The following is a 25,424-nucleotide window of genomic DNA, read 5'->3' as shown; positions in this document are numbered from 1 at the left end:
CGCTAGTAGAGCTCGGCGAGGTAGGCCGGCACCACCGGCAAGGAATCCGGTGCGAAGCCGGCGAGTGCCGCGGGGATCGCGCTCGGATGGTCGGTCCATGCCGGCGCGATCACGGAGTAGCCGTCGGCGGTCCAGGCCGCCGACGTCTGGTTCGACAGTAGGTAGGCGATGAATGCGATGCCGAGGGGGACGTTCGGGGCCGTGTTCGGCACCGTGGCGGCGAAGAGCACGGGTGCGCCCGAGACGACCCGGGTCGAGGTTCCCGAGACGATCGTGGTCGATGCCGCGGTATCGTTGGCGACGGACGCCGGGTCGTACGCAGCGAGATTCACGTGGGGCGACAGTTCGACGTAGGCGAGGTGATTCGCGATCGCGTAGGAGCGATAGATGAGGTAGGTGTCCACCGTACCGGTGGAGAGGACGGCGGCCGCCTGCGTCTCAGGGACGATCTTCGTCACCGTGGTCACCGGGCCCGCAAAGCCGCCGATGCTTCCCGTGTAGAAGTGGGAGTAGAACGCCCCTCGCGCGCCGTCGAGCGAATCCTGGAGCTCGATGGTGAAGATCGCGTTGTACCCGAGAGGGTCCGCGCTCGCGTTCGGAGTTCCGAGCGTGATCCCAGGCTGGACGATGTCGCTCGCCCAGTTGGAGGTGGTGATGCTCGATAGGCCCGGGACGCTCGGATCGTAGGCGAGCACCAGGGGGTCGGCCGCGAAGACGACCTCCCAGCTCGCCGCGGTCGGTTCGACGTGCTGGGGGATGATCCGATAGTCCGCCGAGACGAACGCATCGTACGGCTGCCCCAGCACGGTCAGGGTCGTCGCGGCGGCGAGACTCCCCTCGTAGAGCTGCGCCGAGAGCGGAGCCTGCACTCCGGGGGTCTCGTTCGCGAAGCTCGAGGCGAACGAGGGCAGGTTCGTTCCCAGCGTTCCCGCGGCAAGGACGGCGAGCGTGGAGGTGGTACCTCCGGCGGAGGTCGATCCCGAGGGATGGGCGTACCATCCTCCGACGAACCCCGCCCCGATCGCGATGACGGCCATCCCCACAACCGCGAGATTTCGCGCGACCGGACGCATCGATGTTGGAAATGCCAACATCACTTAAGCGTTGGGTCGCCGAGCGGCCCGCGCCGCTCGGGGGGAGCGTAGCGGAACCAGACTACCCCTTCGACCTCGCTCATGGCGACCGATCCGAACTCCGAGCTATCGCGGCTCCCTTCGCCCGCGTCGCCCACGACGTAGAGGTGCGCGGGAGGGATCGGGGATTCGTTCGGCGGTCGCGCATCCCCGGGGAGCCCGGTGATGCGCTTGACCAAGCGCTCGACCGAACGAGCGGGGTCGCGCAGCACGACCACGTCCCCGCGGAGGAGTCGACCCGCACGGGCGGGTGCCGGATCCACGTACAGGCGATCTCCGGGCCGTAGCGTTGGCTCCATCGATCGATCTCGCACCACCACGCGCCGGCTCCGCCACCACCGGTGGAATCGAGCGAACGCGGAGCGCACCGGTTCCGGCAACCTTATCCTCCGCGGGCGGTATATCGAGCCATGTCCGCTCCCTCGAGAATCCGTGCGTGGATTGACGCGGTCCGAGACACTGTCCGAGACCCCGCACCCGTATACGCCCATTGCGACATTCCGTGCGGTATTTATGACCCGCACGAGGCCCAGATCGCGGCTTTGACGATCATCCGCATGGACCAGCTCATCGCCGAGCTCCCGCGGCCGACCCCCACGAGCAAGCCGGAGGAGGTCGACGCCTACGTTGCGAAGCTCGGGCGCTGCCAGCTCGTCAAGGAGCAGCACGCCGAACGGCTGAAGCAGGAGATCCGGGTCATCTGGGGCGACTACTTCACCGCCGATCACGCGAAGCAGCACCCGGCGATCCACGACCTCACCTGGAAGATCCTGAAGCAGGCCTCCAAAGCCCGCCAGGGAACGAACATCGCGGACGCCCAGGAGCTGCTGAAGCAGGTCCAGGAGTTCGCGGAGATTTTCTGGAAGACGAAGGGAGCGACCTCCAAGCGCCAGCCTTCGCTCCAGAAGCCGGGCGGCGAGCTCGTGGTTCCGGTGCCTCCCTAGGGCGCATCGTTCAATAGCGCCGGACGAGTCCGATCGCCGGCACCCGATGACCGAGACTCTGCCCCTAGACGGTCGCTCCCTCACCCTCGAACAGTTCCTCGCGGTCGTCCGGGGCGGGTGCGCGGTCTCCCTGACCCCGGAGGCCCGGCAGGCGGTGGCCCAGAGCCGCCGGGTCGTCGAACGGGCCGTCGCCGCCGGTCGTCCCGTCTACGGGGTGACCACGGGCTTCGGCGCGATGTCGAACCACGCCGTCCCTCCGGCCCGGGCCCGGGAGCTCCAAACCTCCCTCATCCGGAGCCATGCGAGTGGCGCGGGACCCGCCTTGCCACGGGACATCGTCCGAGGATTGATCCTCCTGCGACTCAACTCCCTCGTGCGAGGTCACTCGGGCGTCCGCGGCGAGCTCGTCGACCTCCTCGTCGAGCTCCTGAACCGTGGCCTAGTGCCGTACATACCCGAGCAGGGATCGGTCGGGGCCTCCGGCGATCTCGCACCGCTCGCCCATCTCGGTCTCGCGATGATGGGCGAAGGCGAGTTCATCGACCGAGCCGGCAGTCGGGTGGCCGCCCCGACCGTGCTCCAGACCGAGGGTATCGCACCGCTATCTTTCGTGGAGAAAGAGGGGGTCGGCCTCATCAACGGAACCGCGTTGATGGGCTCTTACCTGGCACTTGCGGTCACGGACGTGCGCGAGTTATACGACGCGGCCAAGGTCGCAGCGGCCCTCTCGTTCGATGCCCTCGAGGGCAACCCAGAGTCGTTGGACGATCGATTGGGGGAGGCGCGGAACCTCCCGGCCCAACGGCGGGCGGCCACCGCGATGCGCGCGCTGCTCGCCTACAGCAAGCTTGCCCTCCCACGTGCCACCTGGCAGGGTCAGGATCCCTACACGCTGCGCTGCATCCCGCAGGTCTTCGCCGCGGTGGAGCTGGCGATCGAGTTCGCGGAAGGGATCGCCCGCGGCGAGCTGAACGCGGTGACCGACAACCCCCTCATCTTCGAGGGGGACGAGTTCATCAGCGGAGGGAACTTCCACGGCCAGCCGCTCGCGCTGGCGCTCGATACGCTCGCCTTGCCCGTCCAGTACATCGCCGCGTTCAGTGAGCGTCGAACCGCCCGCATACTGCATCCCGCTCTGAACCGGGGATTGCCGGCTTTCTTGGCCCCGGAGCCGGGAATGACCTCCGGGCTGATGATCCCCCAGTACCTCGCGGCCGCGCTCGTGAACGAGAACGCCACCCTCGTCGATCCGGCCAGCGCGACCAGCATCTCCACCTCGGCCGATCAGGAGGATTTCGTCAGCATGGGTCCCTGGGCCGGTGCCAAACTGCGCCGGATCCTTTCCAACACCCAACGTGTGGTCGGGATCGAGTGGATCGTTGCCGGTCAAGCGCTCGAGCTCCGCCGCCCGCTCTCGGGAGGCCGGGGGAGCGAAGCGGCCCTGCGGGTGCTCCGGGAGAAGGTCGCGCCCTGGTCTCAGGATCGAAGTCCTGCCGCCGACATCGAGCGGGTCGCCCAGGGGATCGCCGATGGCTCGTTCGCCCAACGTGTCCGCGCCGAAGTCCCGTTCTAGGGACCCCCTTCTCGTGCGAGTGCGCCCTCGAAGTGTTCGTTGGAACGGGGAAGGCACCGGCGCCCCATCCCCCTGGCCTGTTGGACGGTGCCACCAGGGGGCCGGTTCGCCGATGCCCGAGGCCATTGTACATAACCGCTCAACCAGCTATATAGTTTCCAGGAGGGCTGGATGGTGAAATTCGACCTCTTCCGGAGGGAAAATCACACCTAAGCGCGTGGGCGAATCTGGTTCCGGAATCGAAGAGCCGGACAATATAGCCCGGGGCGAAATGCGCACCCCGAGGCGTTCAAATTCGCGCGTTCGGAGGCATCGATCGTCTCCGCACTCTCTCGTCGCCGGTTCTGCGAAGAAGGTGCAGGATCTTCTCGGTGGCCTTCGGTAATGGGAGTCGCTGGATCTGGGCTCGGGAAGCCCACCGGCGATCGTGATCGGCCCTCACTCGGCGGATTCGAGGTAGACGGGCGCGGTAGACGTGCAGATCGACGCTGAAGTGGCTGTAACTGTGGTGGACGATCCCGATCGGCTCGATACGACCGGGCACTCGAAGCCCCGTCTCCTCCTCGAGCTCCCGTCGTGCCGCCGCTTCGGGGGACTCTCCCCGTTCGATCTTCCCTCCCGGGAACTCGTAGAGGCCCGCGAGCAGGCCACCGGGTCCCCTCCGCTGGATGAGGAACCTGTCGGCGGCCTGGACGACGAGGACGGAGGCCCGCAAATGCGGTTTCCGCCGTCGAGGGGACCGGACCGGAATGGATCCCGGAGCTTCGAGCATCGCATAGGCCCGACAGGTCATCGAAACGGGGCATCGCTCGCATTGCGGTGAGATTGGGAGGCAGACGGTCTCTCCGAGCTCCATCAGAGCTTCATTGAACTCGCCCGGAGAGTCCTCGGGAAGAAGCTCCGTGAGGCGGTGCTCGAGCACGCGTGCGACGGCCGTGGTCCGCACGTCTCCCCTCTCCACCCACCATCGGGCCGCGACGCGCCTCCCGTTCGCCTCCAGAGCGATGGTCGGCGCGCCGAATGCGAGGCTGGCCACGGCCCGGGCGATGTAGGGTCCGACCCCGGGAAGCTCTTCGAGCTCGGGAACGGTCCGGGGCAACCTTCCGTGGTGTCGACGGACGAGGTCGCGCGCGGCCGCTCCGAGGTTGCGGGCCCGAGCATAGTAGCCGGCCCCTTCCCAGACTTTGAGGATCTGCGCTTCGCGCGCCCGGGCGAGCGAGCGAACGGTCGGGAACCGAGCCACGAACCGTTCGAAATAGGGAACCGCCTGGTCGACCCGGGTCTGCTGGAGCAGGACCTCGGCCACCCAGACGCGGTACGGGTCCCGACGGCGTCTCCAGGGAAGTTCGCGGCGGGTGCTTCGGAACCAGGCGAGCAGGGCCCGGGCGGTGGTCGCATCGGGCGCCTTCGCAGCTCGGCGGCGTCCGCTCACAGGATCCCCGGCTCGCCGCACGAAGAACAGGCTTAAAGCCCGCCCGGAGTTCGAAGCATCAGCGTGCCGAAGCTGGTGCCTGGAACCGTCGTCATCGTCAACGATGAGAACTTCGACCAAGAGGTGATCCGCTCGGATCTCCCGGTCGTCGTCGATTTCTACGCGGATTGGTGCGCTCCCTGCCGCGCCACCGAACCGCTCATGCGAGAGCTGAGCGAGCACTGGGTCGGTCGGGTCAAGTTCGCGAAGGTGATTGTGGACGAGTCGAGCGCGGTGACCCAGTCCTACGGGATCCACTCGATCCCGGCCTACCTCTTCCTCAACCAAGGGAAGGAGAAGGGACGGGAGATCGGACCCGTCGAACCCGGCGAGTTCCGGACGATCCTGAAGAAGCACTTCGAATTCGCGTAGGGCGCGCTAGTGGCGGAAGACCCGCCACCCGGTGAAGTACATCGACATCCCGAACTTGTCGGCCATCGCGATCACTTCCGGGTCGCGCAGGCTACCTCCGGGCTGGATGATCGCGCGGACGCCGGCCTTGCCGGCGATCTCGACGCCGTCGGCGAACGGGAAGAAGGCATCCGAAGCGAGGATCGCGCCCTTGGCCCGAGGACCGGCCACCGCGCACGCAAGCTCGACCGAACGGGCTCGGGTCGGCTGGCCGGAACCGATTCCCACGGTCCGGGACCCGTGGGCGAGGACGATCGCGTTGGATTTCGCATGCCGGACGACCCGCCAGGCAAAATCGAGGGAGCAGAGCTCCTCCGGGGTCACGGCGGTGCCGGTCACGAGGCGAAGGTCCGGTGGAACGAGCTCACGCCGATCGACCTCTTGGAGCAAAAGGCGGCCGAGCCCACTATGAGCCTCCCAGCGCTCCGCTTGAGGCGAGGGCGGCTCGATCCGTACGAGCTTGATCTTGGGTCGAAGGGCGAGGCGCTCTCGGCTCGCTTCATCGAATGATGGAGCGGAGAGAAGATCCACAAAGATCCCCGCGAGCGCGTCCGCATCGCCGGCTCCGAACGGCCGGTTGATGGCGATAGCACAGCCGTATCGGGCGACCGGGTCGCTTGCCACGGCCCGTTCGAGGGCCTCCTTCACCGTGGCTCCCGAAGCGACCCCGCACGGGGTGGCATGCTTGACGACGGCGGCGCTGGGGCCGGGGAACTCGGCGACCGTGGCGAGCGCGGTGTCGAGGTCCAGAAGGTTCGTGAAGGAGAGGGAGTCCCCTTTCACTAGTGCGAACGGTGTGGACGGGAGTCCGAAGCCCACGGCGGAGTACACGGACGCGCGCTGGTGCGGGTTCTCGCCGTACCGAAGCTTGAGCGGTTCGCGACGGAAGGTGACCTCCGCCGGGAAGGGGTCCGAGGAGCGATCGGTAGCGGGCCCGAGCCCACGGGCGATCGCCGCGTCGTAGGCGGCCGTTCGCTCGAACGCCTTCAACGCGAGACGGAGCCGGGTCGCGTCCGAAAGGGCCCCGGAGCGCGTTCCCAGTTCGGAAGTGATCCCCGGATAGTCGGCGGGATCGACCACGATCGCCACGTCCTGATGGTTCTTGGCGGCGGCTCGAGCGAGCGTGACGCCGCCGATATCCACGAACTCCTCGCGATCCTTCGCGTCCGGATGCTCGGTAAGGTGGCGCTCGAACGGGTAGAAGTTCACGACCACGAGATCGAAGGGGAGGAGGTTGCGATCGGCCAGCTCCCGGGCCCCCTCCTCGGTCCGGGGAGCGAGCACCCCACCGAGAATGGCGGGATGGAGCGTCTTAACGCGCCCGCCGAACCAGGAGCCGATGCCCGTGAGCTCCTCCGCCGCACGGACCGGGATCCCGGCCGACGAGATCGAGCGCTGGGTGCCTCCCGTTGCCCACAGCTCGATTTGATGGAGAGAAAGGGCTCGCGCGAAGTCGACCAGGCCGGCCTTATCGTCGACCGATAGCAACGCCCGCGTGATCCGCACCTGTCGATTGGATTCCGGCGCCACCAGCCTTACCCTGCATCGCGAGGGGGGATGGGAGATAACTTTCGCGGGCGCGGTCAGCGTACCGTTCGCGGAGGCTGGCGGGCGTTCCCCCGCAGCCAGGCCTTCGCACCGACGAGCGTTCCCCAGCTCCGCACGGTGCGAACGGAGTACCTTCGACCATCGGGTCCAGACACGGTCGCGTTCCACGCCACCCGCGCGGATGGTACGGTGCGATGACCGACCTCGACGATGGCGCGGTCCCGATCGAAGCGGATGACGCGGAACGGAGGGGGAGCGGGGCTCGGGGGCTGGAAGCTCGAGAGGAGCGACTGCCACCAAGGCGGCGAGCTCCGGAGATTGGACGTCCCCGCCACCTCGATACCGAGGTAGCGGGGGCGTGACGGGTTCGCCTTACCGGACGAGGTCGATGACTTCCTCGGATTGTCCGCTGGCATAGCCTCCGCCCTTCTGGCCGAGGAGGCTCGCCGCGCGTACGCCCGTGATGATCAGGAGCACCTTGATGGTGTTCTCCATCTCGGGAGAGTTCTCGACCGTGCAGCCCCAGATGATCCGGGCGCGCTTGGAGATCTTGCCGCCGACCAGTGCCGCGGCCTTCTCGGCCTCGGAGACGGTCATGGTGGGTCCGCCGATCACGCGGACGAGGGCCCCCGTGGCGTCCTTGAGATCGACGTTGCCGAGCAGTGGAGAGGTGAGTGCCTCCGTCACCGCTTCGGTGACCCGGTCGGTCGCGCTCTCGCTCTCGCCGAGCCCGATGAGGGCGACCCCACCGTCCTTCATGACGGTCAGGATGTCGGCGTAGTCGAGGTTGACGAGGCCGGGGCGGGTGACGATCTCGGCGATTCCCTTGATCCCGGTCATCAGCACGGCGTCCGCGAGCTTGAAGGCCGCGTCGAGCGGCATCCGGGGAACCAGTTCGAGCAGCTTCTCGTTCTGGATGACGATCGTGGTGTCGCACACGCGGCGCAGGCGCTCGAGCCCATCGCGGGCCTGCTCCATGCGCGCGGTCCCTTCACCGGGGAACGGAAGCGTGACCACACCCATCGTCAGGGCGCCGGCTTCCTTGGCGAGGCGCGCGACGAGGTGCGCGGATCCCGTCCCGGTACCACCGCCCATGCCGGCGGTGATGAAGACGATGTGAGCTCCCTGCAGGAACTGGCGAATCTCCTCCTCGTTCTCCCGGGCCGCTTCCTCCCCGATCTCGGGGCGAGCGCCGGCGCCGAGGCCCTTCGTGGCCCGGCGGCCGATGAGGATCTTGCGCGGGGAGTGGATGGTCAACAGGTGTTTCGCATCCGTATTGATGGCGCACATCTCGGCGCCCTGAATCCCCTCCTCGGTGCAACGGTTGATGGTGTTGGACCCGCCGCCGCCGCATCCCACGATGCGGATGTTGACCCGCAGCGTGTCCGCGAGCTTCGCGAGCTCCGCATCGTCGACGCTCACGTACGATGGGTTCGCGGGCTTGGGTCGGTCGTCCACCAGGGTCTGGTTCTCCTGGTGCTTCGCGATCGCTTCCTGAATAATGGACTTCATCGTTGGTTCCTCGTTACCGTTTGTCAGACGAGCGTCATACGCTCTGAGGAGGACTTTGCACCTCGATACTTAAACATTTGTTTCAAACGGAACTGTAACATTGTCGTGACTTCACGAGGAGGAGTGACTCGCGCGGCGAGGAGATCAACACGGCAACCGGCGCGTGAGGCACCAGTGTTCGGTCGGACCCGCCGCCGAGATTTCATGACTCGCGCGAACTGAAGGTCCGTTTCCTGGTTCGCGCGTCCCCTCGATCATCCCGGCGCACCACCAATAGCTATCTCGACTGAAAGCTTTGGACGGCGGCGATCCAAACGCCGGGTGAGGAGTGACGGTCGGGCGTGTATCGTATTCACGGCCGGCCCCAGGTGGGAGGGAGGCGACAATGGTGGATCATAGATAATCCTACAACCGAGGGAACGACCAAAGGACCCTCGAGCCGCCGTCGCAAGGATCGCGGAGGGTAGTATGACCATCCGGAAAGCGACCATGGTTCAAGAGGCAGGACGGAGGAAACCGATGATCCGAGGGTGTAACCCGGCGTTTGGATCGACCCATGGACGCGGGGCAACGAGGAGTTCCTGGACCATGCTAGGCCGTTTAGCACCCGGGAAAGTTCCCGATTGTGATGGCGCTCACCAAGATGCGAACGATTCAACTGCAGATCTTCACTCGAGTCTCCCCCAAGAGCGCCTTCAAGGCGATCTCCGATCCCGAGCTTCTCAAGCGCTGGTTGCTGGACGGCGCAACCCTATCCCTCCGCCGAGGCGGCCGCTACTCGTTCACCTGGGATAGCGGCCCGACCCACACAGGCAAAGTGCTCGAGTTCGTCCCCGAGAAACAGATCACCCTGACCTGGCAGTGGCCCGGGCAGGAGGATATGCTAGTGACCAGGCTGAAGCTGGAGATTGAGCCCAAGAACGCCGGAACCGTGGTGAAGCTCACGCACTCGGGCTTTCCGAAACAGGAGCGATGGGTCGACCTCTACGGCGGGTCGATCCAAGGATGGATGTACTTCCTGATGAACCTCAAGTCCGTCCTGGATCACGGTCAGGACCTGCGATCGCAGTACGACTGGTAGAAGCCCGGCCTGGGCTCGGTCGGGACCCGGAGTTAGAGCCCGGCGAATCGTGGGCGAGTGTATGGTAGATCTTCGGTGGCAACTGAACATCTCCGAGAACCTGCCGGACCGTTTCCGGCGGAAGTGACCGCCGAGCCCTTATTGGATCGGCCCGAGGTCCATGGTCCGGAACCCCCAGATGGCGGCCCCGAACGCGACGATGGCCAGTGCGCCGAGGACCCCGAGCGACTCGAGGTCGGTCACTCCGAGCGTGCCGCCGAACGCGTCTCGGATCGTGTTCGCGGCGTAGGTGAGCGGGTTGGCGTAGAAGACCACCGCGAGGGCCTTCGGGGTGTTCGAGGTGATGGGATAATAGACGGTGGAGAGGAAGATGACGAACAGCTGGAGGAACGACTGGATGGTGAAGTAGGCGTTCGCCGAGCGCAGTCGGGTCCCGAGCGCGATCAGGAGCCCCGCGAAGAAGATGCTCCCGAGAGCGACGGTGAGGAGGACCGTGGCTACGCCCAGCGGGGAGAGCGATGGGATGCCGATGAACGGAAGCCCGACCAGCATCATGATGCCGACTCCCACGAGCGCGAAGAGGAGCGTGGTGAGCACGAGCCCGCCGAGGTACTCGGAGCGACGGAAGGGCCCCAAGAAGATCTGCTCCACCATCGCCCACCGGCGGTCGAGCCAGAACAGGTTCCCCGAGACCACCCCTCCGGTGATCATCTGGAAGGCGATCATCCCGGGGACCAGGAACGCCGTGTATGATCCCCCGCCGGTCACGTTGGTGGAAATGATCGAACTGAACATCGTGCCGAGGACGACGATCGTGATGACCGGTTGGCCGAAGCGAATGATGATGGTCAGCGGGTCCAGGTTCGACGCAAAGTTCCGAACCACCAACCGGAGTACCGGCGGAAGTTTCACGTGAGTCCCCCAATGCGCCCCGGGGGGAGCGCGCCAGAGGATCGGTCGCGGTCCTTCGCGTCGTCCGTTGTCCGCTCGTCGAGGTCTCCGATCATCCCTAGGAAGGCGGCCTCGAGCGTCGCCTCCTCCACGGACATCCGCTCGAGCTCGAGTGAGTGGGACTAGGCCCAGTGGCTGAGCCATGGCAGCATCTCTTCGGCATGCGGTGCCAAGAACGCGACCTTCGTCTCGGGGGCGGTAAGGTCCTCTACCCGTTCCAGAAGAACGGCACCACGGGCTTCGAGCTCGCGCGCGAGCTCCGTGCGCACTTCGGGCGCGGGCGGGGCAGTGAACGTGACCGATACTTCTCGCGCTCCGGCGTGCTTGCGCTTGAGCTCCTCGGCAGTGTCCAGGGCGAGGAGCTGACCGAGGTGGAACACCGCGATCCGGTCGCACAGCATGTCGGCTTCGTGGAGGATGTGCGTCGTGAACACGATCGATAGACCGTGCCGGGCCCGCTCCTTCAGGTAGCGCAGGATCCGGCGCCGTGCGATCGCGTCCAAGCCGACGGTCGGTTCGTCCAGGAACAGGATCTCCATGTCGTGCATGAGCTCTCGCGCCACCTGGAAGCGGCGACGCTCTCCGCCCGAGAGGGCCCACGGTTTGCGACGCCGAGCCTCTCCGAGCTCGAAGAGCTCGATCATTTCCTCGGCCCGGCTCTTCGCCACCTCCCGAGGTACGCCCCAGAGAAACGCGTAGAGCGTGAGATTCCGTTCGACCGTTACGAAGTCGAGCGACTCAGCCTGGAGCACGACCCCGAGACGTGAGCGGAGGGCTCGCCCACCGTACCGAACATCCTGACCTAGAACGACGGCGGTTCCTTCGGTCGGGGGCAGTAGCGTCGTGAGGAGCCGGACGGTGGTGGTCTTGCCCGCGCCATTGCGACCGAGCAGCCCCAAGACCTCTCCCCGGTGCAAGTCGATGTTGAGATGTCGGATGGCGAACCGCCCCGGAGCGTACGCGTATCCAAGATCGAAGGCCTCCAAGGCAATCTGATCGGAAGGCATGGTCGCTCGGTAGGCTGCGGCGAATCCAGCGCTCAACTTGACCATTTCGAGGCCGGAGCACGGAAAGCCTCCACGCACCGTAGAACCGGCTCGAACGCTGTCGCGGTGTCTTCGAGGTTGGAAGTCTCGGCCACCGTTCCAGTACCGCCTCGGGGCGTCTCGCTTCGCGGGACTCGCGCTGTCCGTAAGTAGGGGCGACGCAGTACCACCTTCTGGAGCATCCTATGTACTGCGCTCACTGCGGAGCCAAGATTCCCGAAGGAACGAACGTCTGCCCTTCCTGCGGATACATCACGAGCGCGTCGATGCCCGGGAGTTCGAAATCAAACTCCTCGGACCCCGTCGACGAGGTCCTCCGAGAGACCAAGAGGGCGGTGAAGGATCTCGCCGAGGCTACTGCGAAGCTCTCTAAACAGGTAGCCGCGCACGCCGATGCCCTGGCGAAAGACCCGTCCGGTACCACGAGGAGAGCCCTCGACCGTCTCAAGAGGGACATCCACTCGCTCGTCGACGACGTCTCGGACGCACTGAAGAAGCTGTAGAGTCGCGCTCGCAACCCGTTCTCACCGTGCGTTCGGCCGACCAGGCGCGCTCGAACCGTCCTGCGTTCCCGCTCCCGACAGGCCATCTCCTTCGAGGGAATGGTCCGGTCGTGCCCGAACCCCGAGCGAACCCCATCCTCGTGTTGGGCGCGACCGGCTTCGTGGGACGCCGGGTCACAGAGGTTCTGCTCAAACGGGGCCATCCCGTGCGAGCGCTCGTCCGCCCGCACGGCACGCCTCGGCCCTCGCCCCCGGGGCTCGTACGCGTAACCGGGGATCTGCTGGATCCCTCCGAATTGACCGGCGCATTCGAAGGCGTCGGGACCGTGTACTATCTCGTCCACTCGATGGCGAGTCGCAACCGATCGGTGGACTTCGCACACCTCGATCGGCAGATCGCCCGCAACACCGTCCGCGCCGCCACTCGTGCCGGCGTGGAGCGGATCATCTATGTCGGTGGACTAGGACGAGGATCGATCGAGTCCTCGCCGCATCTCGAGAGTCGGCAAGAGGTGGAGGAGATCCTCGCGAGCGGCTCGCCCTCCCTAACGACCTTGCGGGCGGCGATCATTCTCGGTGCCGGGGGTGCATCGTTCGAGATGATGGTGCAGCTCGTCGAGCGACTCCCTGCGATGATCTGTCCTCAATGGATACGGACCCGGTGCCAGCCGATCGCGCTGGACGATCTGGTCGAATATCTCGTCGGTTGCCTGTTCGAACCACAGACCTCGGGGCGCGGGTTCGACGCGGGGGGGCCAGATGTCCTGCCGTACTACGAGATGCTCCATCGCATCGGAGACCGGCTCGGAGCGCCATCCTGGATCATCTCTACGCCGCTCCTTACTCCCCGGCTCTCGTCCCATTGGGTCGGGTTCATCACGACCGTTCCCGCACCGATGGCCCGACTCCTGGTCGATGGCATGAGCACCGAGGTGACGTGCCGGGAGAACGAGATCCGCAAACATGTCGACGTGAGGTTGCATTCGTTCGATGAGGCGCTCGACCTCGCGCTCGCGGGTCGGCCACTTCGCCCGCTCTCGATCCGACAGCACTTGGCCCGGCTCCCTGGCGGCGGCGATCGGTTGGTATCGTTCCCGCCGGCACGTACCCGTTCCGGACGCTGAAGCTAGTCCGGGACCGGACCGAAGAACTCGATCCAGTTGCCGTCCGGGTCCCGAGTGTACACGAGGTTTTCGTGTTTCTCCCGGATCCGAGCCACGATCGGGAGCTTTCGTCGGCGTAGCTCCTTTTCCCAGGCCTCTACGTCGGACACGCGGAAGCCGAGGTGATCGAACTCGGTGCCCTTGCGGATGGGCTCGAAGAACCGGTTCGTTCGCGGGTAGAAATTGAGTTCCAGTCGCTGAGCCGCGCCCGGGAACGAGAGGTGGATCCATCGGCCTCCGTGTCCCATCTGCCCGCGTCGGTAGACCCGGAAGCCAAGCTTCTGGTAGAATCGGAGCGATCGGGCAAGGTTGCGGGTGCGCAATCCGCTGTAGACGAATTCGACCTTGATCCGAACCATCCAGCCACTCGAGCCGATCGCCGAGATAAAAGTGGCGGAGTCCGGAGGTTTCCCTAACGGGGGTATGCTTCGGACCAGGCCCCAGCAGGGAGTATATCCGCCGGAGGGAAGATGCGTGGCGGGAGGGTCCCTTATGGATGAGTACCAGGCACTACTTTGGCGAATTGAATGTGGTCGGTAGTACTGTGGCGGGATCCTCCACTTTCTCCTTCTTCCAAATTCACGGTGGAATCGTCCTTCGGGCATCATCACTGAGAGGACCGGCCGTTAGTGCCGGGACCGAGCGTGGGTCGCCCCACGCAGTGCCTCAATGCCCGACCCTTTCGGGTCGCGCCACTCGCTATCCCGCTCCGGCCCAGTAGTGCGCGATCGCCAACCCCCATCGAACTCGCTCTGCCTTTCGTCTCGACAACACCGCTCGCGACACCAGCGCCCACGCCACCTCGAAGACCACCCGCCGACGCATCTCCGCGAGGGTCGGCAACTCCTCCGACCCTTCCACTCTCTCCGGCTGGGCGCGAAGCTGTTCGCGCACCAGAAACGTGTGGGTGATCAGCATCAACGTCAGGTGATGGTTCAGCCCGCGCCACCGTCTCCCCTCGAAGTGATCGAGACCCAGTTCCATCTTCGCTTCCTCGTGGAACCGCTCGATGCCCCACCGACCGTGCGCGATCGCGGCCAATTCCTTCACGTCGGCCTTCTCGAGGCCCCAGCAGACCCAGGCCCGCAGGCCCTCTGGGTGATCCTCCATCAACAGCCATCCCACCTCCTCCGTCGGAAACGCGCCCCGACAGATTCGTACCTTCCGTCGAGCGAACCGCCCCTCCAGCGGTCCCTTCGTTCCCTCGCCCCATCGAATCGTCACCCAGTCCGTCACTCCCTCGGCCAGCGACTGAGGACTGGCCGTGGCCGTCCCCGGAAGGAGATGGGCCTTGGTGGTCCGTCGGCCTCCGGTTTCGCCGGGAGGTCGCTCCCCGGGAGCCAGGATCGGTGTCGAGACGGGGACCGCGCGAACTTCGCTCGCCGTGACTTCCATCACATACGGTTCGTCACGCCGACGTAACTCCGCCCGAAACTCCTGCGTGTCCCCGTAGCCACAATCGGAGAGCACCGCGCGATGGGGGAGCGCATGCCGTCGAGCCCGGTCGATTTGCTCGAGGCCGATTCGCCACTTCTCTCGGAAGGCCACGGGGGTCGGGATCCCGGCCTCCCGACAGCGCTCCGGGTGCTCCGCCCAAGCCTTGGGGAGGTAGAGGTCCAAGGCGAAGCAGAACCCTACCGCCTCCCGATTCCTTCCCTCACTGGGCGCCAGATAGAACGTGTCCACCAACGCCTGGCAATTGTCCACCCCACCCGTCACACCACAATACTGGCGGGACACTCCCGGACTCTTCGCTCCTTTCTTCACCAGCGGAACGTCATCGACGATCAGGATGCCCTTCGGGGAGCCCAGCTCTCGTGTCATCTTCTCGAGGAGGCGGTCTTGGGTCTCGTGCCAATCCCAGGGGGAGTCGGTGATGAAGTTCTGGATCGCCTCGTATTGGGCTTCCGGAACTCGGTCGACGGTCGGCTGCATGCTCTTGCGCTCCCCGGGGAGCAGCAGACCGAGCGTGTACTGGAGGGCGAGCGCTCGTCGGTGCCGTTCGCGAGGCGTATCTCGGAACGGGCCTCCGATGCCAATCTGCTGGATGTGGGCTTGCAATCGGGAGAGACTGGGGCTCTTCTTCAGCGGCGGGCGAGCGATGCCCATGCCGCCCGGACGATCGGAGGCCGGCCTTAAGACCCGATGTCCAGCGGAAACAAGCCCCGACCGAGAGTTCCGGACAGGTGGGTGTTACTCCCGGTGGGATTCCACCAAAGTAGTGCAGGTCTCCACCCGATTTCATGCTCGAGCCGGGAACGAGACGCCCCTCCTCGATGCGGTCCTCGGCATCCTCGATCCGGTCCGCGGCGAGGCGCAGTGTCTGAGCGTGCAGGCGTTTCGTGCGGTACACGATCCCCGGCTATTCGTCATCACCTCGCTCTGGGTCGAGGAGAGCGCACACGTGCTCCATCGCACGCTCCCCCACACGCGAGAGTTCCTCGAGCGGGTCGAGAGATTGGTCGACGAACCGTTCGAGTCGACCTACACGAAACTCATTGGGTGAGTTCCGAATCGCGTCGATCGAAAGATTGCCACGGGGGACTCCCGCGAAACGCAACTGGTTTGTGTCCCGAGAGGGTGGCCCATCCGCGATGGGAGAAGTGCACTCGCAACTTCCCTCCGAGCTTCAATCGTTCCTGGGCCGCCAGCACGTCTTCTTCGTCGCGACGGCGCCGCTGAGTCCCAGCACCCACATCAACGTCTCTCCCAAGGGGCTCGAGACCCTGAAGGTCCTCTCGTCTCAGGAGCTCGGGTACCTCGACCTCACGGGGAGCGGGAACGAGACGAGCGCCCACATCCTCGAGAACGGCCGCATCACGATCATGCTCTGCGCCTTCGAAGGGCCGCCGAACGTCCTTCGGATCTATGGTCAGGGGTCGGTGCACCTCCCGGGATCGCCGCGGTGGAAGGAGCTGCGGCCGCTCTTCCCGGACCTGGAAGGCGCTCGCCAGATCGTGACGGTCCGGGTGGAACGGGTCCAGACCTCCTGCGGGTACGCCGTTCCGCTCATGGAGTTCAAGGCTCACCGCACGATGCTCACGAAATGGGCCGCCGTGAAAGGGGCCGAAGGACTCGAAGAGTATCGGACCGAGAAGAACGAGACCAGTATCGACGGATTGGCGACCCATCGTGCGCGCCAGAAGCAGAGCCTAGCGGCCGGCTCTCCCCCGTAATCCCAGGGCCCGCCACGGTTCTCGGGATTATCCGGCAACGGTCGGTTTCCGGTCCATCTCCTCAACGATCGCGGGAGGGCTGTGCCCGAGAGGCCGTGTTCGCCCCGTCCGCACAAACCCTCGCCCCGCATAGAGAGAGCTCGCCGCCTCCTGGCTTGGGTTGACCTCGAGGAGGACGGTTCGGACGGGGGCGGCCGAAGCGAGCCAACCCAGGAGCTGGTCCAAGAGTCGGCCGCCGATCCCCTTCCCTCGGCTCTTGGGGTGGACCCACATCCCCCAGACGTGCGGCTGCCCGTCCTCGGTGAAGCTGCCGATCATGCCGACCAGCTGGCCGGGCTCGTTCTCCGCGACGTAGATGGCTTCCCGGGTTCCGGTGCTTCCACGGGTCGCCCAATTCTTCCATTTCTGGGGGTCGGACTCCTGTTCTCGGCGCAGGTTGCTCCCAAAGGCGAGCGGATCGGTCTCCAGCGCCGCGAGTCGAAGGATGCGAAGCGCGTCCCAGTCCTCGGGACGGATCCGGCGGATGCGGATCGTATCACGGCTTGTCATGACGGAACCCTCGGGAGACCACGGACCGACTTAGAAGCACCCCACGCTTGGATGATGGGGCGGCCTGCCCGTCACGCGACGGTGACCCGATGGTCCTAGTCGTCGGACCCGACGAGTCCGAGGGCGAATGCCGCTCGGAGGACGCCGATGTGCGTGAACGCCTGAGGATAGTTACCGAGGGGTCGATTCGAGGCAGGGTCGAACTCCTCCGAGAACAGGAGCAGGGGGTCCGCGAGATCGAGCAGCGTGCGCCAATGCTTCAACGCCCGGTCCATCCGTCCGGATTTGGCGAGCGACTCGACCAGCTCGAACGAGTAGAGCAGGATGTTCCCTCCGGGCCCGGGGAGTCCCTCGTCGGCTATGCCGCACACGAACCGTTCGAACGCGGGGTCGAGGAGTTCCTCTAAGGGCCCGTCGCCCGATGGGTGAGTTCCGCCCCGAGCGGACCCCGTTCGGCTCCGAGATCGTAGGTCCCCGTGCGTGCCGAACGGTCGAGCGGGGCTCACCGGCGGTTCGTTCGCGTGTGCTGCAGCACTTCGGCAACGCGCTTGTTGACCTCGACGGTCACGGCGTCCCGTTCCTCGGGGCGCCGCAGCATCACCGTCAACGTCAGATCGGTGGATTGCGCGGTGCGAGACTTGGTCGATAGCAGCGGCGGGAACTGCCGATCGAGACGCAGCTTCAGCTTCGAGAGGTTCTTCAGGAGCTCGCTCTCGAACGCCGGCAGATCGACGCTCGGGCCGATCGAGATGGGGATCGTGACCTCCTTCCAGGCCTGCGGGGTGGTGTTGACCACGATATCCGTGATGAACACCGAGTTCGGGACAGAGATCAGTTGCTCATTGTCGGTGAGGAGCACGGTCGTGATCGCGTTGATCGCGATGACCTTCCCGGCGTACCCCTGCACCCGGATCGTGTCCCCCACCTTGAACGGCGTGTAGACATCCGTGAAGTACTTCGCCCCATAGTTCCCCAGCGGCTCCCGCACCGCGATCAGTGCGGCGATCCCCACGAGAGCGATCACCACGATCAGGATGAGCGGGCTGACGCCGAGCTCCTGGATGGCCAAGATCGAGCCGATCAGCCACACGATGACCGCGCCCAGACGACGGGCGCCGCTCGTCACTTGAGGCGAGCTCTGTTGCATGAATCGGCCGATGAGCCAGCTCGCGAGCATCGCGGACGCCCAGGTCAGTAGCAGGGTCAGGCCGGCGAGCGCGAAGGACCAAAGCGTGGCGTACAGATCGATCATCTAGGCCTCCACGACTTCGGTCAAGAGGGCGCGCTCGGCCTGGACCGCGGTTTCAACGGAGCACTTCTCTGCTGCGAGGGACCCCCCGCGGATCAACGCCTTCGAGAGCTCGGTGGGGTGACCGGCGAGCAATCTTCCCATCTGCCGGGCCAGGGCGCCCGGCTCATCCGGATCGAACAGGAGCCCATTCTTCCCCTCCCGGACGAGATCCGCGATCCCCGCACGGGAAGTGATGATGGCGGGCCGATGGTGCAGCCAACTCTCTACGACGACGAGCCCGAAGCCCTCGCGCACGGAAGGAAGGATCGTGAAGCTGCAGCGCTCGTAGAAACAGTCGAGGTCGTGTTGCGAGAGGTGGCCGGTGAAGACGACCCGCCCCTCGAGCTTGGAGCGCTTCACCATCTCTTCGAGGTGGGCGCGCCAGCGAACGGACTTCGATAGGCCGACCCCGCTGCGCGAACTCGAGAAACTCCCGTTCCCAACCAGAACGAGCTTCAGTCGAGGGAAGCTCGAGGCGAGCTCGGCGAGCGCCTCGATCGCTCGATCGTGGGCCTTCACCGGGTCCATCCTCGCCACCACCAGGGCGACGGTGTCGCCTTCCCTCACCCCGAACCGTTCGGAGACGGACGCGACATCGGACGCGGGGGGATCCGAGTAGTCTTGGGGATCTACGTATGGATAGATGTGCTCGATCCGACCCGTGTAGCCGAACGCCTTCAGCGAGTCGGCGTACCGCGGCGAGCTGACCACGATGGCATCGTAGCTGTTCAAGTAGGTCGCGAGCAGGGCGTGCCAGCGTGGGGGGATCGTCAAGCGATCGAACGGGATGTGCCAGCGGAAGATCTTCGGCTTGAGCGTGGTCAACATGTGGCCGATCGGGATCTGCTGGAAGTCGTGGATGTAGAACACGTCAAAGTCGTGCTTCTTGTCCAGTTTCCGGATGAGTTCGCTCGTGATGCGGTTGTAGTAGGCATACTCCGAGAACGCCTCCGTCCAGAATAGGTCGTTGTGGTGGTCGGTATCGTCGATCCCGTGGACCCTTCCCCAGATCGCTTCCTTCACCATACCGTAACTCGCCATGCGCTTCGGACCGAGCGTTACCGAGTGAAGCGTCATCCCGGACATGCGAACCGTCGCGGGCGCGTTGGGGTTGAGGGCGACCCAGTGCGCCTCATCCAGGATCCGATCGTGAAGCATGTGCCGAACGAGAGGGAGCACCATACGCGTGACGCCTCCCGGCGAGTATCGATAATCTACGCCCTCGGTCAGGGTCGCGAGATCCAGCGGAGCGCTCGTACGACGCCCCGGGCGAGGGGCTTGCGCAGCGGTGAACTGCACGAGCGGTGTCTGGGTATTGATACACATGTTGAGGGGCTGCATTGGGGCAGTCACCTAGGCTACCCATTCGCAGGCCCTGCAGGGCATATGGTCTCCGGCCCCCGGGAGGAGGCCCCCGAATCGTTTCCCGAGAAGGGCACGACCGCCCGGGGAAGTTGCTAAGGCTCGGCGGCGGCCTGCGTGTCCACGTGTTCGGGGAGTGAGGAAGGCGTGTTCGCATCGTACCGCGGGGTTCGGATCCAGCGCAGCGCCCCGATTCGACTGTATCGGTTCGAGCAGTTCTTCCAAGGGTTCGAGAACACACCGCCGATCCGGGAACTGTTCGGGAAGAACGCGGGAAAGATCCTTCGCGCCCTCAAAGTCGAGTTCTTCTCGCCTCCCTTCGGGTACATGGGGACGAGCGACGTGGACGGTCACCTCATCGTCAGCAGCCATCACCTCAGGACCAGCGATCTACGCACTCTCTACCTCGACGTCGTTCACGAGCTCTGTCACGTCAAGCAGTTCCGGGCCGGGCGAGCCCTGTTCGACCGGAAGAAGAAGTACGTCGACACGCCGACCGAGATCGAGGCGTACGCATTTACCATCCAGGAAGGGAAGCGACTGGGCATGACGGAGGCAGAGCTTCTCGCGTATCTGGAGGTCGAGTGGGTCGATGCGAACGACCATCGCCGATTGGCCCGTCGGATGGGACTACTGAAGAAGGGATCTCGCAGCCAGGGGAACGCCGGCCGCTCTCGACCCCATCGAGGCCGTCGGGGAAAGTAGGACGCGGCCCCCGGACCACACGTACGTGGGCTCGATCCCACTTCCGTGAACGGATTCGGCTTTCCGACGGGCAGGTCGGTACGGGCTAAACACTTTATTATTCAAAGCTTAAGTGGTCGCGGAAGCTGATGCGTCAAGGAACCCCCGATGCAAGCATGGCATGACCTCCCCGAAGCGAAGGATCTCAAGCACGGTGAAATGGCCCACGGACGAGCCGGAGACGAGGACGTGCTCGTGGTCAACCATTCCGGCGAGCTACGCGCCTTCATCAACCGATGCGGCCACATGAACGCGCCGCTCGACCTGGGCACGTTCAAGAGCGGCGTGCTGAAGTGTCCGCAGCACAGCGCGGTCTTCGACGCCCGGACCGGCGAGGTGCGGGGGCAGCCCATCCTCTCCATGCCCGGGATGGACAAACTTCCTCCGGAGTTTTTGGAAGCAATGGCGAGGATGGCCCCGGTATTCGCACGAACCGAGTGCCGCCCGCTGATCCCGCTCCCGGTAGAATCCGCCAACGGCAACGTTCGCGTGTTCGTCTGAGCATCTTCGCGCGCAACCCCCTCCTACCGGAATCTGGCCGGACAGGCGCATCGACGATCGAAGCCCGCCCGCGACCGGCCCGCAACCGGGCCTACTCGCGGCAGCCGTCCCTAGGGAGTTCACGCACTCCCAGAGAGTTTCTTGAGTGACGTGCCCTTTAAGGGCCCCTCTCCATCGCCATCGCCGCTCATGGCCGATCCTATCGTGCAGGCGGAGGACCTGCGCCACTCCTACGATGGCAAGCGCTTCGCGCTCGACGGCGTCAGCTTCACCGTCCGCAAGGGGGAGGTCTTCGGACTTCTGGGAAAGAACGGCGCTGGAAAGTCGACGCTCATCAAGGCGATGACCACGTTGATCCGACCGAGCTCCGGAACGCTGCGGATCTTCGGGATGGACCCGGCGAAGGATGGCAAGAAGATACGGGCCCGGATCGGGGTCGTTCAGCAGGGCGAGTCGTTCGACTTCACGACCGTGGAAGGAAACTTCGACGTGTACGGCGTGCTCTGGGGAATCCCCCGCGAGGAGCGCCGCCGGCGTCGGGAGGCGCTGATCCAGAAGTTCGGCCTCGAAGACATTCGCCGTCAGCGCTCGTTCGACATCTCGGGAGGTCAGAAGCGCCGGGTTCAGGTCGCTCGCGAGTTCATCCACGACATGGACATTCTATTCCTGGACGAGCCGACCGTGGGAATGGACGTGATCATGCGCCGCACGCTTCTCGATTCCATCCGAGAGGAAGTGAAGGGCGGGCTCACGGTCGTATTCACCACGCACAATCTGGAAGAGGCGGACTACGTCTGCGATCGGATCGCGGTCATCGACGAGGGAAAGCTGCTGGTCCTGGACGAGGTCGAGAACCTCAAGCGCCTCTACGGAGGCAAGAAGACGATCGATCTGACCGTCGACATGGGCAGTGCGGCTCGCTTCATCCCCGCGCTCACCCAAGGGCTGGGGCCCGGTACGAGCGTCACGCCGGAAGGGGACTCGATGGTGATCCTGACCGACGATCCCAAGGACTCCCTCGCCAAGATTCTCGAGTTCTCCCAGAAGATGGGAGTTCAACTCGAGTGGATCAGCGTGCGTAAGAACACGCTCGAGGACGTCTTCCTCCGCTCGGTCAATCACGGAGGTGAACCACTTGGAAGCGCCTAACCTCACCCGCCTCATCTACCGGAACATCAAGGTCAACACCGATCCGGGAAGCCTCACGATCCTCATCGGGCTCCCCGCGATGTACCTCGTCTTCTTCGGATTCGGGTTCGCGTCCCTCGAATCTTCGGCGAGCGGAGGGTCCAGCTATCTTTCCTTCTTGACGCCGGGACTGATGGGGTTCCAGGCCGTGATGGCCGGGACGGTAGGGGGCGGCATGCTCTGGGCCGATCGCCGGTGGGGCATGCTGGCCCAACTCCTCGTCGGCCCGTTCACGCGTCTCCAATACCTCCTGGGCATCATGCTCACGTCCGTGGCCTTTGGGCTCGCTGGAGCGCTCGTGATGCTCGGCATCGCGGACCTCCTCCTGGGGGCGCTGCCGGTCTCGCTCCTCGGCCTGGGGGTTATGCTGGTGGTCATCGCCGTGGGTTCGATCTTCTTCGGTTCGCTCATGCTTATCATCGCCGCGAAGATCAAGTCCAACACCACGTACAACAGCATCCAGATCCTGGTGCTGTTCCTGGTGAACTTCGCGAGCACCGTGTTCTATCCGTACAGCTCCGCGTTGCCGGCCGCGATCCGGGTCCTGTTCGCGATCAATCCACTCACGTACATCGCCGATGCGGTACGTGCGGGCTACTTCGGAACCTACACGACGACCGTAGGGTACGAGGTCCTGGTGCTGTGCGCGGAGACGGTAGCCGTTCTCTTCCTCGCCGTCCGGGCGTACATGCGCTCGGATGTCTCGACCGAGTGAACGGCCCCCGATCCCGTCCGGACCCAACGTCGGACGGGCGTCTGGAATGCAGCGATTCGCTCGACGGCGCTGGAACGCGGTGAAGTGCGGTTTGGAGGGTCCGCAATGCCCCCATCAGGGGACGAGCACTGCGGCACCTTCGAGACGGCCCTCCCTCAGATCGTCCAACGCAGCGTTCGCGGATTCGAGTGGGTAGGCCTTGGTCACTGTGCGAACGCCGGCCTCCGCCGCGACGGCGAAGAACTCCTCGCCATCCTTCCGGGTAAGGTTGGCGACCGATCGAAGGACCCGCTCTCCCCAGAGGGTCTCGTACGGGAAGCTGGGGATGTCGCTCATGTGGATTCCGGCGCATACGACCGTGCCTCCTTTTGCGATCGCAGCGAGGGCCACCGGTACGAGGGCACCCACCGGAGCGAAGATGAGCGCCGCGTCGAGGGGTTCGGGAGGGCGCCGATCGGAGCCCCCGGCCCAGACCGCCCCAAGACCTCTCGCGAACTCCTGACCCCGGTCATCGCCGGGGCGAGTGAAGGCGTACACCTTTTGGTGTCGATGTCGAGCCACTTGGATCGCGATGTGGGCCGAAGCCCCAAAGCCGTAGAAACCCACACGCTCGCCGTTCCCGGCGAGTCGTAGGGCGCGGTACCCGATCAAACCCGCGCAGAGGAGAGGAGCGGCCTCCACGTCCCCCAATCCGGGCGGGATGGGGAGGGCCGAGCGTGCGTCTGCCGTAACAAACTCTGCGTATCCTCCGTCCAGGTCGTAGCCCGTGAACTTCGCCCGGTCGCAAAGGTTCTCGCGCCCGGAACGGCAGAAGGCGCATTCGTCGCAGGTCCATGCGAGCCACGGCACGCCCACGCGATCTCCGATACGGTACCGCGAGGGCTCGGCTCCAATGGCGGCGACGGTTCCTACGATCTCGTGTCCCGGAATGAGAGGGAGCTTGGGATGCCTGAGCTCGCCGTTGACGATGTGGAGGTCCGTGCGGCACACCCCACATGCGCGGACCCGGATCAGAAGTTGGCGGGGCCCAGGCCGGGGCTCATCCTTTCGCCCATCTAAACGAAGAGGTGAACCGACGGCATCGAGGACCATTGCGCGCACGGACAACGTACCTAGGCTCGACGGACAGGGGACTCGATGACACTCTAGGGCATTAACAGGGAGCCTAGAACTTTACGTTCAAGAACCGGGAAGCCGGAGCGCTCCTGGAGTCGGCGGGATCGACCGAGCGGGTTGAGCAAGTTCTCACCGCCGACACCAAACGACGTTAGGTGATCGTCATGGTTCCCGTCATGTAGCCGGGAACTCCCATCGGCGGGCTAGAGTACGGGTTAGCCCCCGCCCCGCAAGGTACGACGCAGAACCATCCGAAGGATCCTGGGTTGATCAGATCGACGGTGAACCGGATGACGCTGAGGCCCGGGAGGTACACCGAGAGGCCCAGGTTGGGGATGCTGAACGAATGGGCGACGTTCGTCGACGGGATGACGTGGACCGGAGTCCCATTGATGATCTCGACGCCGGCATTAGTACCGGTCACGACGCACGGACATGGCGACCAATTCATCGGAGAGTCGAGGTCGATGATGGTGAAGATGACCTCTCCGTTGCTCACCGTGAAGTTCGACGGCGTGTATTGGGGCCAGCCGGTGGTCGCGTTGATCGAGATCGTGAGATTCGCGTACGAGTAGTGGATCGGTGCGGGGGACGGAGGGGGATTCGCTGGGATGGCTACCATGAGCCCCATCCCCATTCCGAAGGAGATGAGAATCCCTGCAATGAAGTAGGTGAGGAAGAACCGGGAAGTCGAGCCGGCCGCCCACACCCCTCTCGGCGCCGGCTCGTTCAAGGCGGCCCGGTACGCGCGGCGCCGGGCCACGGCCTCGGCGATCCGGTGGTCCAAGGAGTAGGCCGCGCCCGCTCCTCCGAGAACCAGGGCTACGTAGATCACCAGGTAGAGGGGGTGTTCCCCCACATCCGTCCCGCCCGGGAACGCGAACATACTCCCGAGCTGGGCACCGATGATTACGGCGGAGAAGATCCCTCCGATGATGCAGGCCCATCGCGTTGTCAGACCCAAGATGAAGGCAAACGCCAGGTACCCCGTGACGATCGCGACCAGCCAGGCAAAGATCGCCGCGTTCGCGGCGACGAACTGCTCCAACCCCGACCCGCCGATCGATGTCGGACCGAGCGAAAGGACGATCGCTGCGAAGTTGCCAAAGTAATTGTTCGCGGGCGCGACAATGAAGACGAAGTTCATCAGCCAGACGATGCCGACCCCGACCCGCAGCACCTCGATCGCGAGCGACGCGCGGACAGTGTTCGAGTTGGCGGTGGGGGCTCCGAGCATGGAAGTTGAACGGTTGAGGAGGGCGTTCCTCCCATAACGCATCGGTCTATTTCAATTGACCCCGGCCGGCGCCGCCTCCCGGCGCATCCGAGCGCCGGATGGGCCGGGCCACGGGAGCGCGCTCACGCACTCGGGAGCCGCTCCCGGCCGAACGGGTCACGAGCGTGGGTCTTCGCTCTTGGGATCGATCTGCGAGAGTCGGACGCCTC

The 25,424-nt window shown here is 65.1% G+C and carries 29 protein-coding genes; 12 read left to right on the top strand and 17 right to left on the bottom strand.

Annotated elements, in window-relative coordinates:
- Nucleotides 1-2 precede the first annotated feature (2 nt).
- Entirely contained in the window at nt 3-1,073 is a 1,071-nt protein-coding gene (locus VMV28_02045) for a substrate-binding domain-containing protein (GenBank protein HUZ79391.1), read from the bottom strand.
- A 20-nt stretch (nt 1,074-1,093) separates the two neighbouring features.
- Nucleotides 1,094-1,513: a S26 family signal peptidase gene (locus VMV28_02040; protein HUZ79390.1), complete on the bottom strand. Its 420-nt coding sequence runs from the start codon at nt 1,511-1,513 to the stop codon at nt 1,094-1,096.
- A gap of 48 nt (nt 1,514-1,561) precedes the next feature.
- Here VMV28_02040 and sodN point away from each other — a divergent pair, with 48 nt between their 5' ends.
- Together sodN and hutH are read left to right on the top strand one after the other, a co-directional pair.
- Nucleotides 1,562-2,077, top strand: coding sequence for a superoxide dismutase, Ni (gene sodN, locus VMV28_02035; GenBank protein HUZ79389.1), 516 nt, complete (start codon nt 1,562-1,564; stop codon nt 2,075-2,077).
- A 46-nt stretch (nt 2,078-2,123) separates the two neighbouring features.
- Complete coding sequence (gene hutH / locus VMV28_02030) at nt 2,124-3,650, top strand: histidine ammonia-lyase (GenBank protein HUZ79388.1); 1,527 nt, start codon at nt 2,124-2,126, stop codon at nt 3,648-3,650.
- A 289-nt stretch (nt 3,651-3,939) separates the two neighbouring features.
- Here hutH and VMV28_02025 read toward each other — a convergent pair whose 3' ends face one another.
- Nucleotides 3,940-5,082, bottom strand: coding sequence for an A/G-specific adenine glycosylase (locus VMV28_02025; protein ID HUZ79387.1), 1,143 nt, complete (start codon nt 5,080-5,082; stop codon nt 3,940-3,942).
- A 63-nt stretch (nt 5,083-5,145) separates the two neighbouring features.
- Between VMV28_02025 and VMV28_02020 the strand changes: the two genes are divergently transcribed.
- A complete protein-coding gene (locus tag VMV28_02020; protein HUZ79386.1) occupies nt 5,146-5,493 on the top strand; it encodes a thioredoxin domain-containing protein in 348 nt (115 codons plus the stop codon).
- A 6-nt stretch (nt 5,494-5,499) separates the two neighbouring features.
- Here the strand turns inward: VMV28_02020 and purH are convergent, their stop codons facing one another.
- The 3 genes from purH to ftsZ are packed head-to-tail and all read right to left on the bottom strand — an operon-like array spanning nt 5,500 to nt 8,592.
- Nucleotides 5,500-7,062 (bottom strand): bifunctional phosphoribosylaminoimidazolecarboxamide formyltransferase/IMP cyclohydrolase, encoded by a 1,563-nt coding sequence (gene purH / locus VMV28_02015; protein HUZ79385.1) that lies wholly within the window; start codon nt 7,060-7,062, stop codon nt 5,500-5,502.
- A 53-nt stretch (nt 7,063-7,115) separates the two neighbouring features.
- Nucleotides 7,116-7,415 carry a hypothetical protein gene (locus VMV28_02010; protein ID HUZ79384.1) on the bottom strand — a complete coding sequence of 100 codons (300 nt, stop codon included), beginning with the start codon at nt 7,413-7,415 and terminating at the stop codon, nt 7,116-7,118.
- A gap of 37 nt (nt 7,416-7,452) precedes the next feature.
- The gene (gene ftsZ / locus VMV28_02005) at nt 7,453-8,592 is read right to left on the bottom strand and encodes a cell division protein FtsZ (protein ID HUZ79383.1); all 1,140 of its coding nucleotides are present in this window, start codon (nt 8,590-8,592) and stop codon (nt 7,453-7,455) included.
- Between the two features lie 628 nt (nt 8,593-9,220).
- On the opposite strand from ftsZ, the gene VMV28_02000 reads away from it, so the two are divergent.
- On the top strand, nt 9,221-9,673 hold the full coding sequence (locus tag VMV28_02000; GenBank protein HUZ79382.1) for an SRPBCC domain-containing protein: 453 nt from the start codon (nt 9,221-9,223) through the stop codon (nt 9,671-9,673).
- Between the two features lie 138 nt (nt 9,674-9,811).
- Here VMV28_02000 and VMV28_01995 read toward each other — a convergent pair whose 3' ends face one another.
- From VMV28_01995 to VMV28_01985, 3 genes are read right to left on the bottom strand one after another with little or no spacing between them, the layout of a single operon-like run.
- Nucleotides 9,812-10,585: an ABC transporter permease gene (locus VMV28_01995; protein HUZ79381.1), complete on the bottom strand. Its 774-nt coding sequence runs from the start codon at nt 10,583-10,585 to the stop codon at nt 9,812-9,814.
- Nucleotides 10,582-10,722, bottom strand: a complete 141-nt coding sequence (locus VMV28_01990; protein HUZ79380.1) for a hypothetical protein — start codon at nt 10,720-10,722, stop codon at nt 10,582-10,584. Before VMV28_01990 ends, VMV28_01995 begins: the two co-directional genes overlap by 4 nt.
- Before the next feature lie 24 nt (nt 10,723-10,746).
- Entirely contained in the window at nt 10,747-11,676 is a 930-nt protein-coding gene (locus VMV28_01985; GenBank protein HUZ79379.1) for an ABC transporter ATP-binding protein, read from the bottom strand.
- Between the two features lie 260 nt (nt 11,677-11,936).
- Here VMV28_01985 and VMV28_01980 point away from each other — a divergent pair, with 260 nt between their 5' ends.
- Together VMV28_01980 and VMV28_01975 are read left to right on the top strand one after the other, a co-directional pair.
- Complete coding sequence (locus VMV28_01980; protein ID HUZ79378.1) at nt 11,937-12,173, top strand: hypothetical protein; 237 nt, start codon at nt 11,937-11,939, stop codon at nt 12,171-12,173.
- Nucleotides 12,174-12,283: 110 nt separating this feature from the next.
- Nucleotides 12,284-13,297, top strand: coding sequence for an NAD(P)H-binding protein (locus VMV28_01975; protein HUZ79377.1), 1,014 nt, complete (start codon nt 12,284-12,286; stop codon nt 13,295-13,297).
- A gap of 2 nt (nt 13,298-13,299) precedes the next feature.
- Here VMV28_01975 and VMV28_01970 read toward each other — a convergent pair whose 3' ends face one another.
- Entirely contained in the window at nt 13,300-13,695 is a 396-nt protein-coding gene (locus VMV28_01970) for a VOC family protein (GenBank protein HUZ79376.1), read from the bottom strand.
- A gap of 340 nt (nt 13,696-14,035) precedes the next feature.
- On the bottom strand, nt 14,036-15,445 hold the full coding sequence (locus VMV28_01965) for an IS701 family transposase (protein HUZ79375.1): 1,410 nt from the start codon (nt 15,443-15,445) through the stop codon (nt 14,036-14,038).
- Nucleotides 15,446-15,557: 112 nt separating this feature from the next.
- On the opposite strand from VMV28_01965, the gene VMV28_01960 reads away from it, so the two are divergent.
- Nucleotides 15,558-15,842 (top strand): antibiotic biosynthesis monooxygenase, encoded by a 285-nt coding sequence (locus tag VMV28_01960; protein HUZ79374.1) that lies wholly within the window; start codon nt 15,558-15,560, stop codon nt 15,840-15,842.
- A gap of 88 nt (nt 15,843-15,930) precedes the next feature.
- Entirely contained in the window at nt 15,931-16,512 is a 582-nt protein-coding gene (locus tag VMV28_01955; GenBank protein HUZ79373.1) for a pyridoxamine 5'-phosphate oxidase family protein, read from the top strand.
- 27 nt (nt 16,513-16,539) lie between these two features.
- On the opposite strand, the gene VMV28_01950 is transcribed toward VMV28_01955, so the two are convergent.
- The 4 genes from VMV28_01950 to VMV28_01935 form a co-directional block, all read right to left on the bottom strand.
- Nucleotides 16,540-17,061 (bottom strand): GNAT family N-acetyltransferase, encoded by a 522-nt coding sequence (locus tag VMV28_01950; GenBank protein HUZ79372.1) that lies wholly within the window; start codon nt 17,059-17,061, stop codon nt 16,540-16,542.
- A 95-nt stretch (nt 17,062-17,156) separates the two neighbouring features.
- Nucleotides 17,157-17,432 (bottom strand): hypothetical protein, encoded by a 276-nt coding sequence (locus VMV28_01945; GenBank protein HUZ79371.1) that lies wholly within the window; start codon nt 17,430-17,432, stop codon nt 17,157-17,159.
- Nucleotides 17,433-17,563: 131 nt separating this feature from the next.
- Nucleotides 17,564-18,313, bottom strand: a complete 750-nt coding sequence (locus VMV28_01940) for a mechanosensitive ion channel domain-containing protein (protein HUZ79370.1) — start codon at nt 18,311-18,313, stop codon at nt 17,564-17,566.
- A complete protein-coding gene (locus VMV28_01935) occupies nt 18,314-19,534 on the bottom strand; it encodes a glycosyltransferase family 4 protein (GenBank protein HUZ79369.1) in 1,221 nt (406 codons plus the stop codon).
- A gap of 327 nt (nt 19,535-19,861) precedes the next feature.
- Here VMV28_01935 and VMV28_01930 point away from each other — a divergent pair, with 327 nt between their 5' ends.
- The 4 genes from VMV28_01930 (at nt 19,862) to VMV28_01915 (ending at nt 22,862) form a co-directional block, all read left to right on the top strand.
- The gene (locus VMV28_01930) at nt 19,862-20,419 is read left to right on the top strand and encodes a hypothetical protein (GenBank protein ID HUZ79368.1); all 558 of its coding nucleotides are present in this window, start codon (nt 19,862-19,864) and stop codon (nt 20,417-20,419) included.
- 147 nt (nt 20,420-20,566) lie between these two features.
- Nucleotides 20,567-20,959 (top strand): Rieske 2Fe-2S domain-containing protein, encoded by a 393-nt coding sequence (locus VMV28_01925; GenBank protein HUZ79367.1) that lies wholly within the window; start codon nt 20,567-20,569, stop codon nt 20,957-20,959.
- Between the two features lie 189 nt (nt 20,960-21,148).
- Nucleotides 21,149-22,108, top strand: coding sequence for an ABC transporter ATP-binding protein (locus VMV28_01920; GenBank protein HUZ79366.1), 960 nt, complete (start codon nt 21,149-21,151; stop codon nt 22,106-22,108).
- Nucleotides 22,095-22,862: an ABC transporter permease gene (locus tag VMV28_01915; protein ID HUZ79365.1), complete on the top strand. Its 768-nt coding sequence runs from the start codon at nt 22,095-22,097 to the stop codon at nt 22,860-22,862. The genes VMV28_01920 and VMV28_01915 overlap by 14 nt, the downstream gene beginning before the upstream one ends.
- 114 nt (nt 22,863-22,976) lie before the next feature.
- On the opposite strand, the gene VMV28_01910 is transcribed toward VMV28_01915, so the two are convergent.
- Together VMV28_01910 and VMV28_01905 are read right to left on the bottom strand one after the other, a co-directional pair.
- The gene (locus VMV28_01910) at nt 22,977-23,963 is read right to left on the bottom strand and encodes a zinc-dependent alcohol dehydrogenase family protein (protein HUZ79364.1); all 987 of its coding nucleotides are present in this window, start codon (nt 23,961-23,963) and stop codon (nt 22,977-22,979) included.
- Nucleotides 23,964-24,129: 166 nt separating this feature from the next.
- Nucleotides 24,130-25,215: a hypothetical protein gene (locus tag VMV28_01905; protein HUZ79363.1), complete on the bottom strand. Its 1,086-nt coding sequence runs from the start codon at nt 25,213-25,215 to the stop codon at nt 24,130-24,132.
- Nucleotides 25,216-25,424: the final 209 nt, after the last annotated feature.

The sequence above is a fragment of the Thermoplasmata archaeon genome (genome assembly GCA_035532555.1).
Taxonomy (GTDB): Archaea; Thermoplasmatota; Thermoplasmata; order Lutacidiplasmatales; family UBA184; genus Lutacidiplasma.
Note: the sequence above shows the minus strand (reverse complement) of the source record. Positions and strands in the feature narration are given on the sequence as shown.

Bases quoted from the DNA above. Each gene is read 5' to 3' on its own strand.
- VMV28_01980 (HUZ79378.1), top strand. From the start codon at position 11,937: ATGCCCGGGAGTTCGAAATCAAACTCCTCGGACCCCGTCGACGAGGTC.
- ftsZ (HUZ79383.1), bottom strand. From the start codon at position 8,592: ATGAAGTCCATTATTCAGGAAGCGATCGCGAAGCACCAGGAGAACCAG.
- VMV28_01940 (HUZ79370.1), bottom strand. From the start codon at position 18,313: ATGATCGATCTGTACGCCACGCTTTGGTCCTTCGCGCTCGCCGGCCTG.
- VMV28_01905 (HUZ79363.1), bottom strand. From the start codon at position 25,215: ATGCTCGGAGCCCCCACCGCCAACTCGAACACTGTCCGCGCGTCGCTC.
- VMV28_01970 (HUZ79376.1), bottom strand. From the start codon at position 13,695: ATGGTTCGGATCAAGGTCGAATTCGTCTACAGCGGATTGCGCACCCGC.
- VMV28_01990 (HUZ79380.1), bottom strand. From the start codon at position 10,722: ATGTCCGTGGAGGAGGCGACGCTCGAGGCCGCCTTCCTAGGGATGATC.
- VMV28_01955 (HUZ79373.1), top strand. From the start codon at position 15,931: ATGGGAGAAGTGCACTCGCAACTTCCCTCCGAGCTTCAATCGTTCCTG.
- hutH (HUZ79388.1), top strand. From the start codon at position 2,124: ATGACCGAGACTCTGCCCCTAGACGGTCGCTCCCTCACCCTCGAACAG.
- VMV28_02000 (HUZ79382.1), top strand. From the start codon at position 9,221: ATGGCGCTCACCAAGATGCGAACGATTCAACTGCAGATCTTCACTCGA.
- VMV28_01920 (HUZ79366.1), top strand. From the start codon at position 21,149: ATGGCCGATCCTATCGTGCAGGCGGAGGACCTGCGCCACTCCTACGAT.
- VMV28_01985 (HUZ79379.1), bottom strand. From the start codon at position 11,676: ATGGTCAAGTTGAGCGCTGGATTCGCCGCAGCCTACCGAGCGACCATG.
- VMV28_01965 (HUZ79375.1), bottom strand. From the start codon at position 15,445: ATGGGCATCGCTCGCCCGCCGCTGAAGAAGAGCCCCAGTCTCTCCCGA.
- VMV28_01925 (HUZ79367.1), top strand. From the start codon at position 20,567: ATGCAAGCATGGCATGACCTCCCCGAAGCGAAGGATCTCAAGCACGGT.
- VMV28_01935 (HUZ79369.1), bottom strand. From the start codon at position 19,534: ATGGTGCTCCCTCTCGTTCGGCACATGCTTCACGATCGGATCCTGGAT.
- VMV28_01950 (HUZ79372.1), bottom strand. From the start codon at position 17,061: ATGACAAGCCGTGATACGATCCGCATCCGCCGGATCCGTCCCGAGGAC.
- VMV28_02045 (HUZ79391.1), bottom strand. From the start codon at position 1,073: ATGCGTCCGGTCGCGCGAAATCTCGCGGTTGTGGGGATGGCCGTCATC.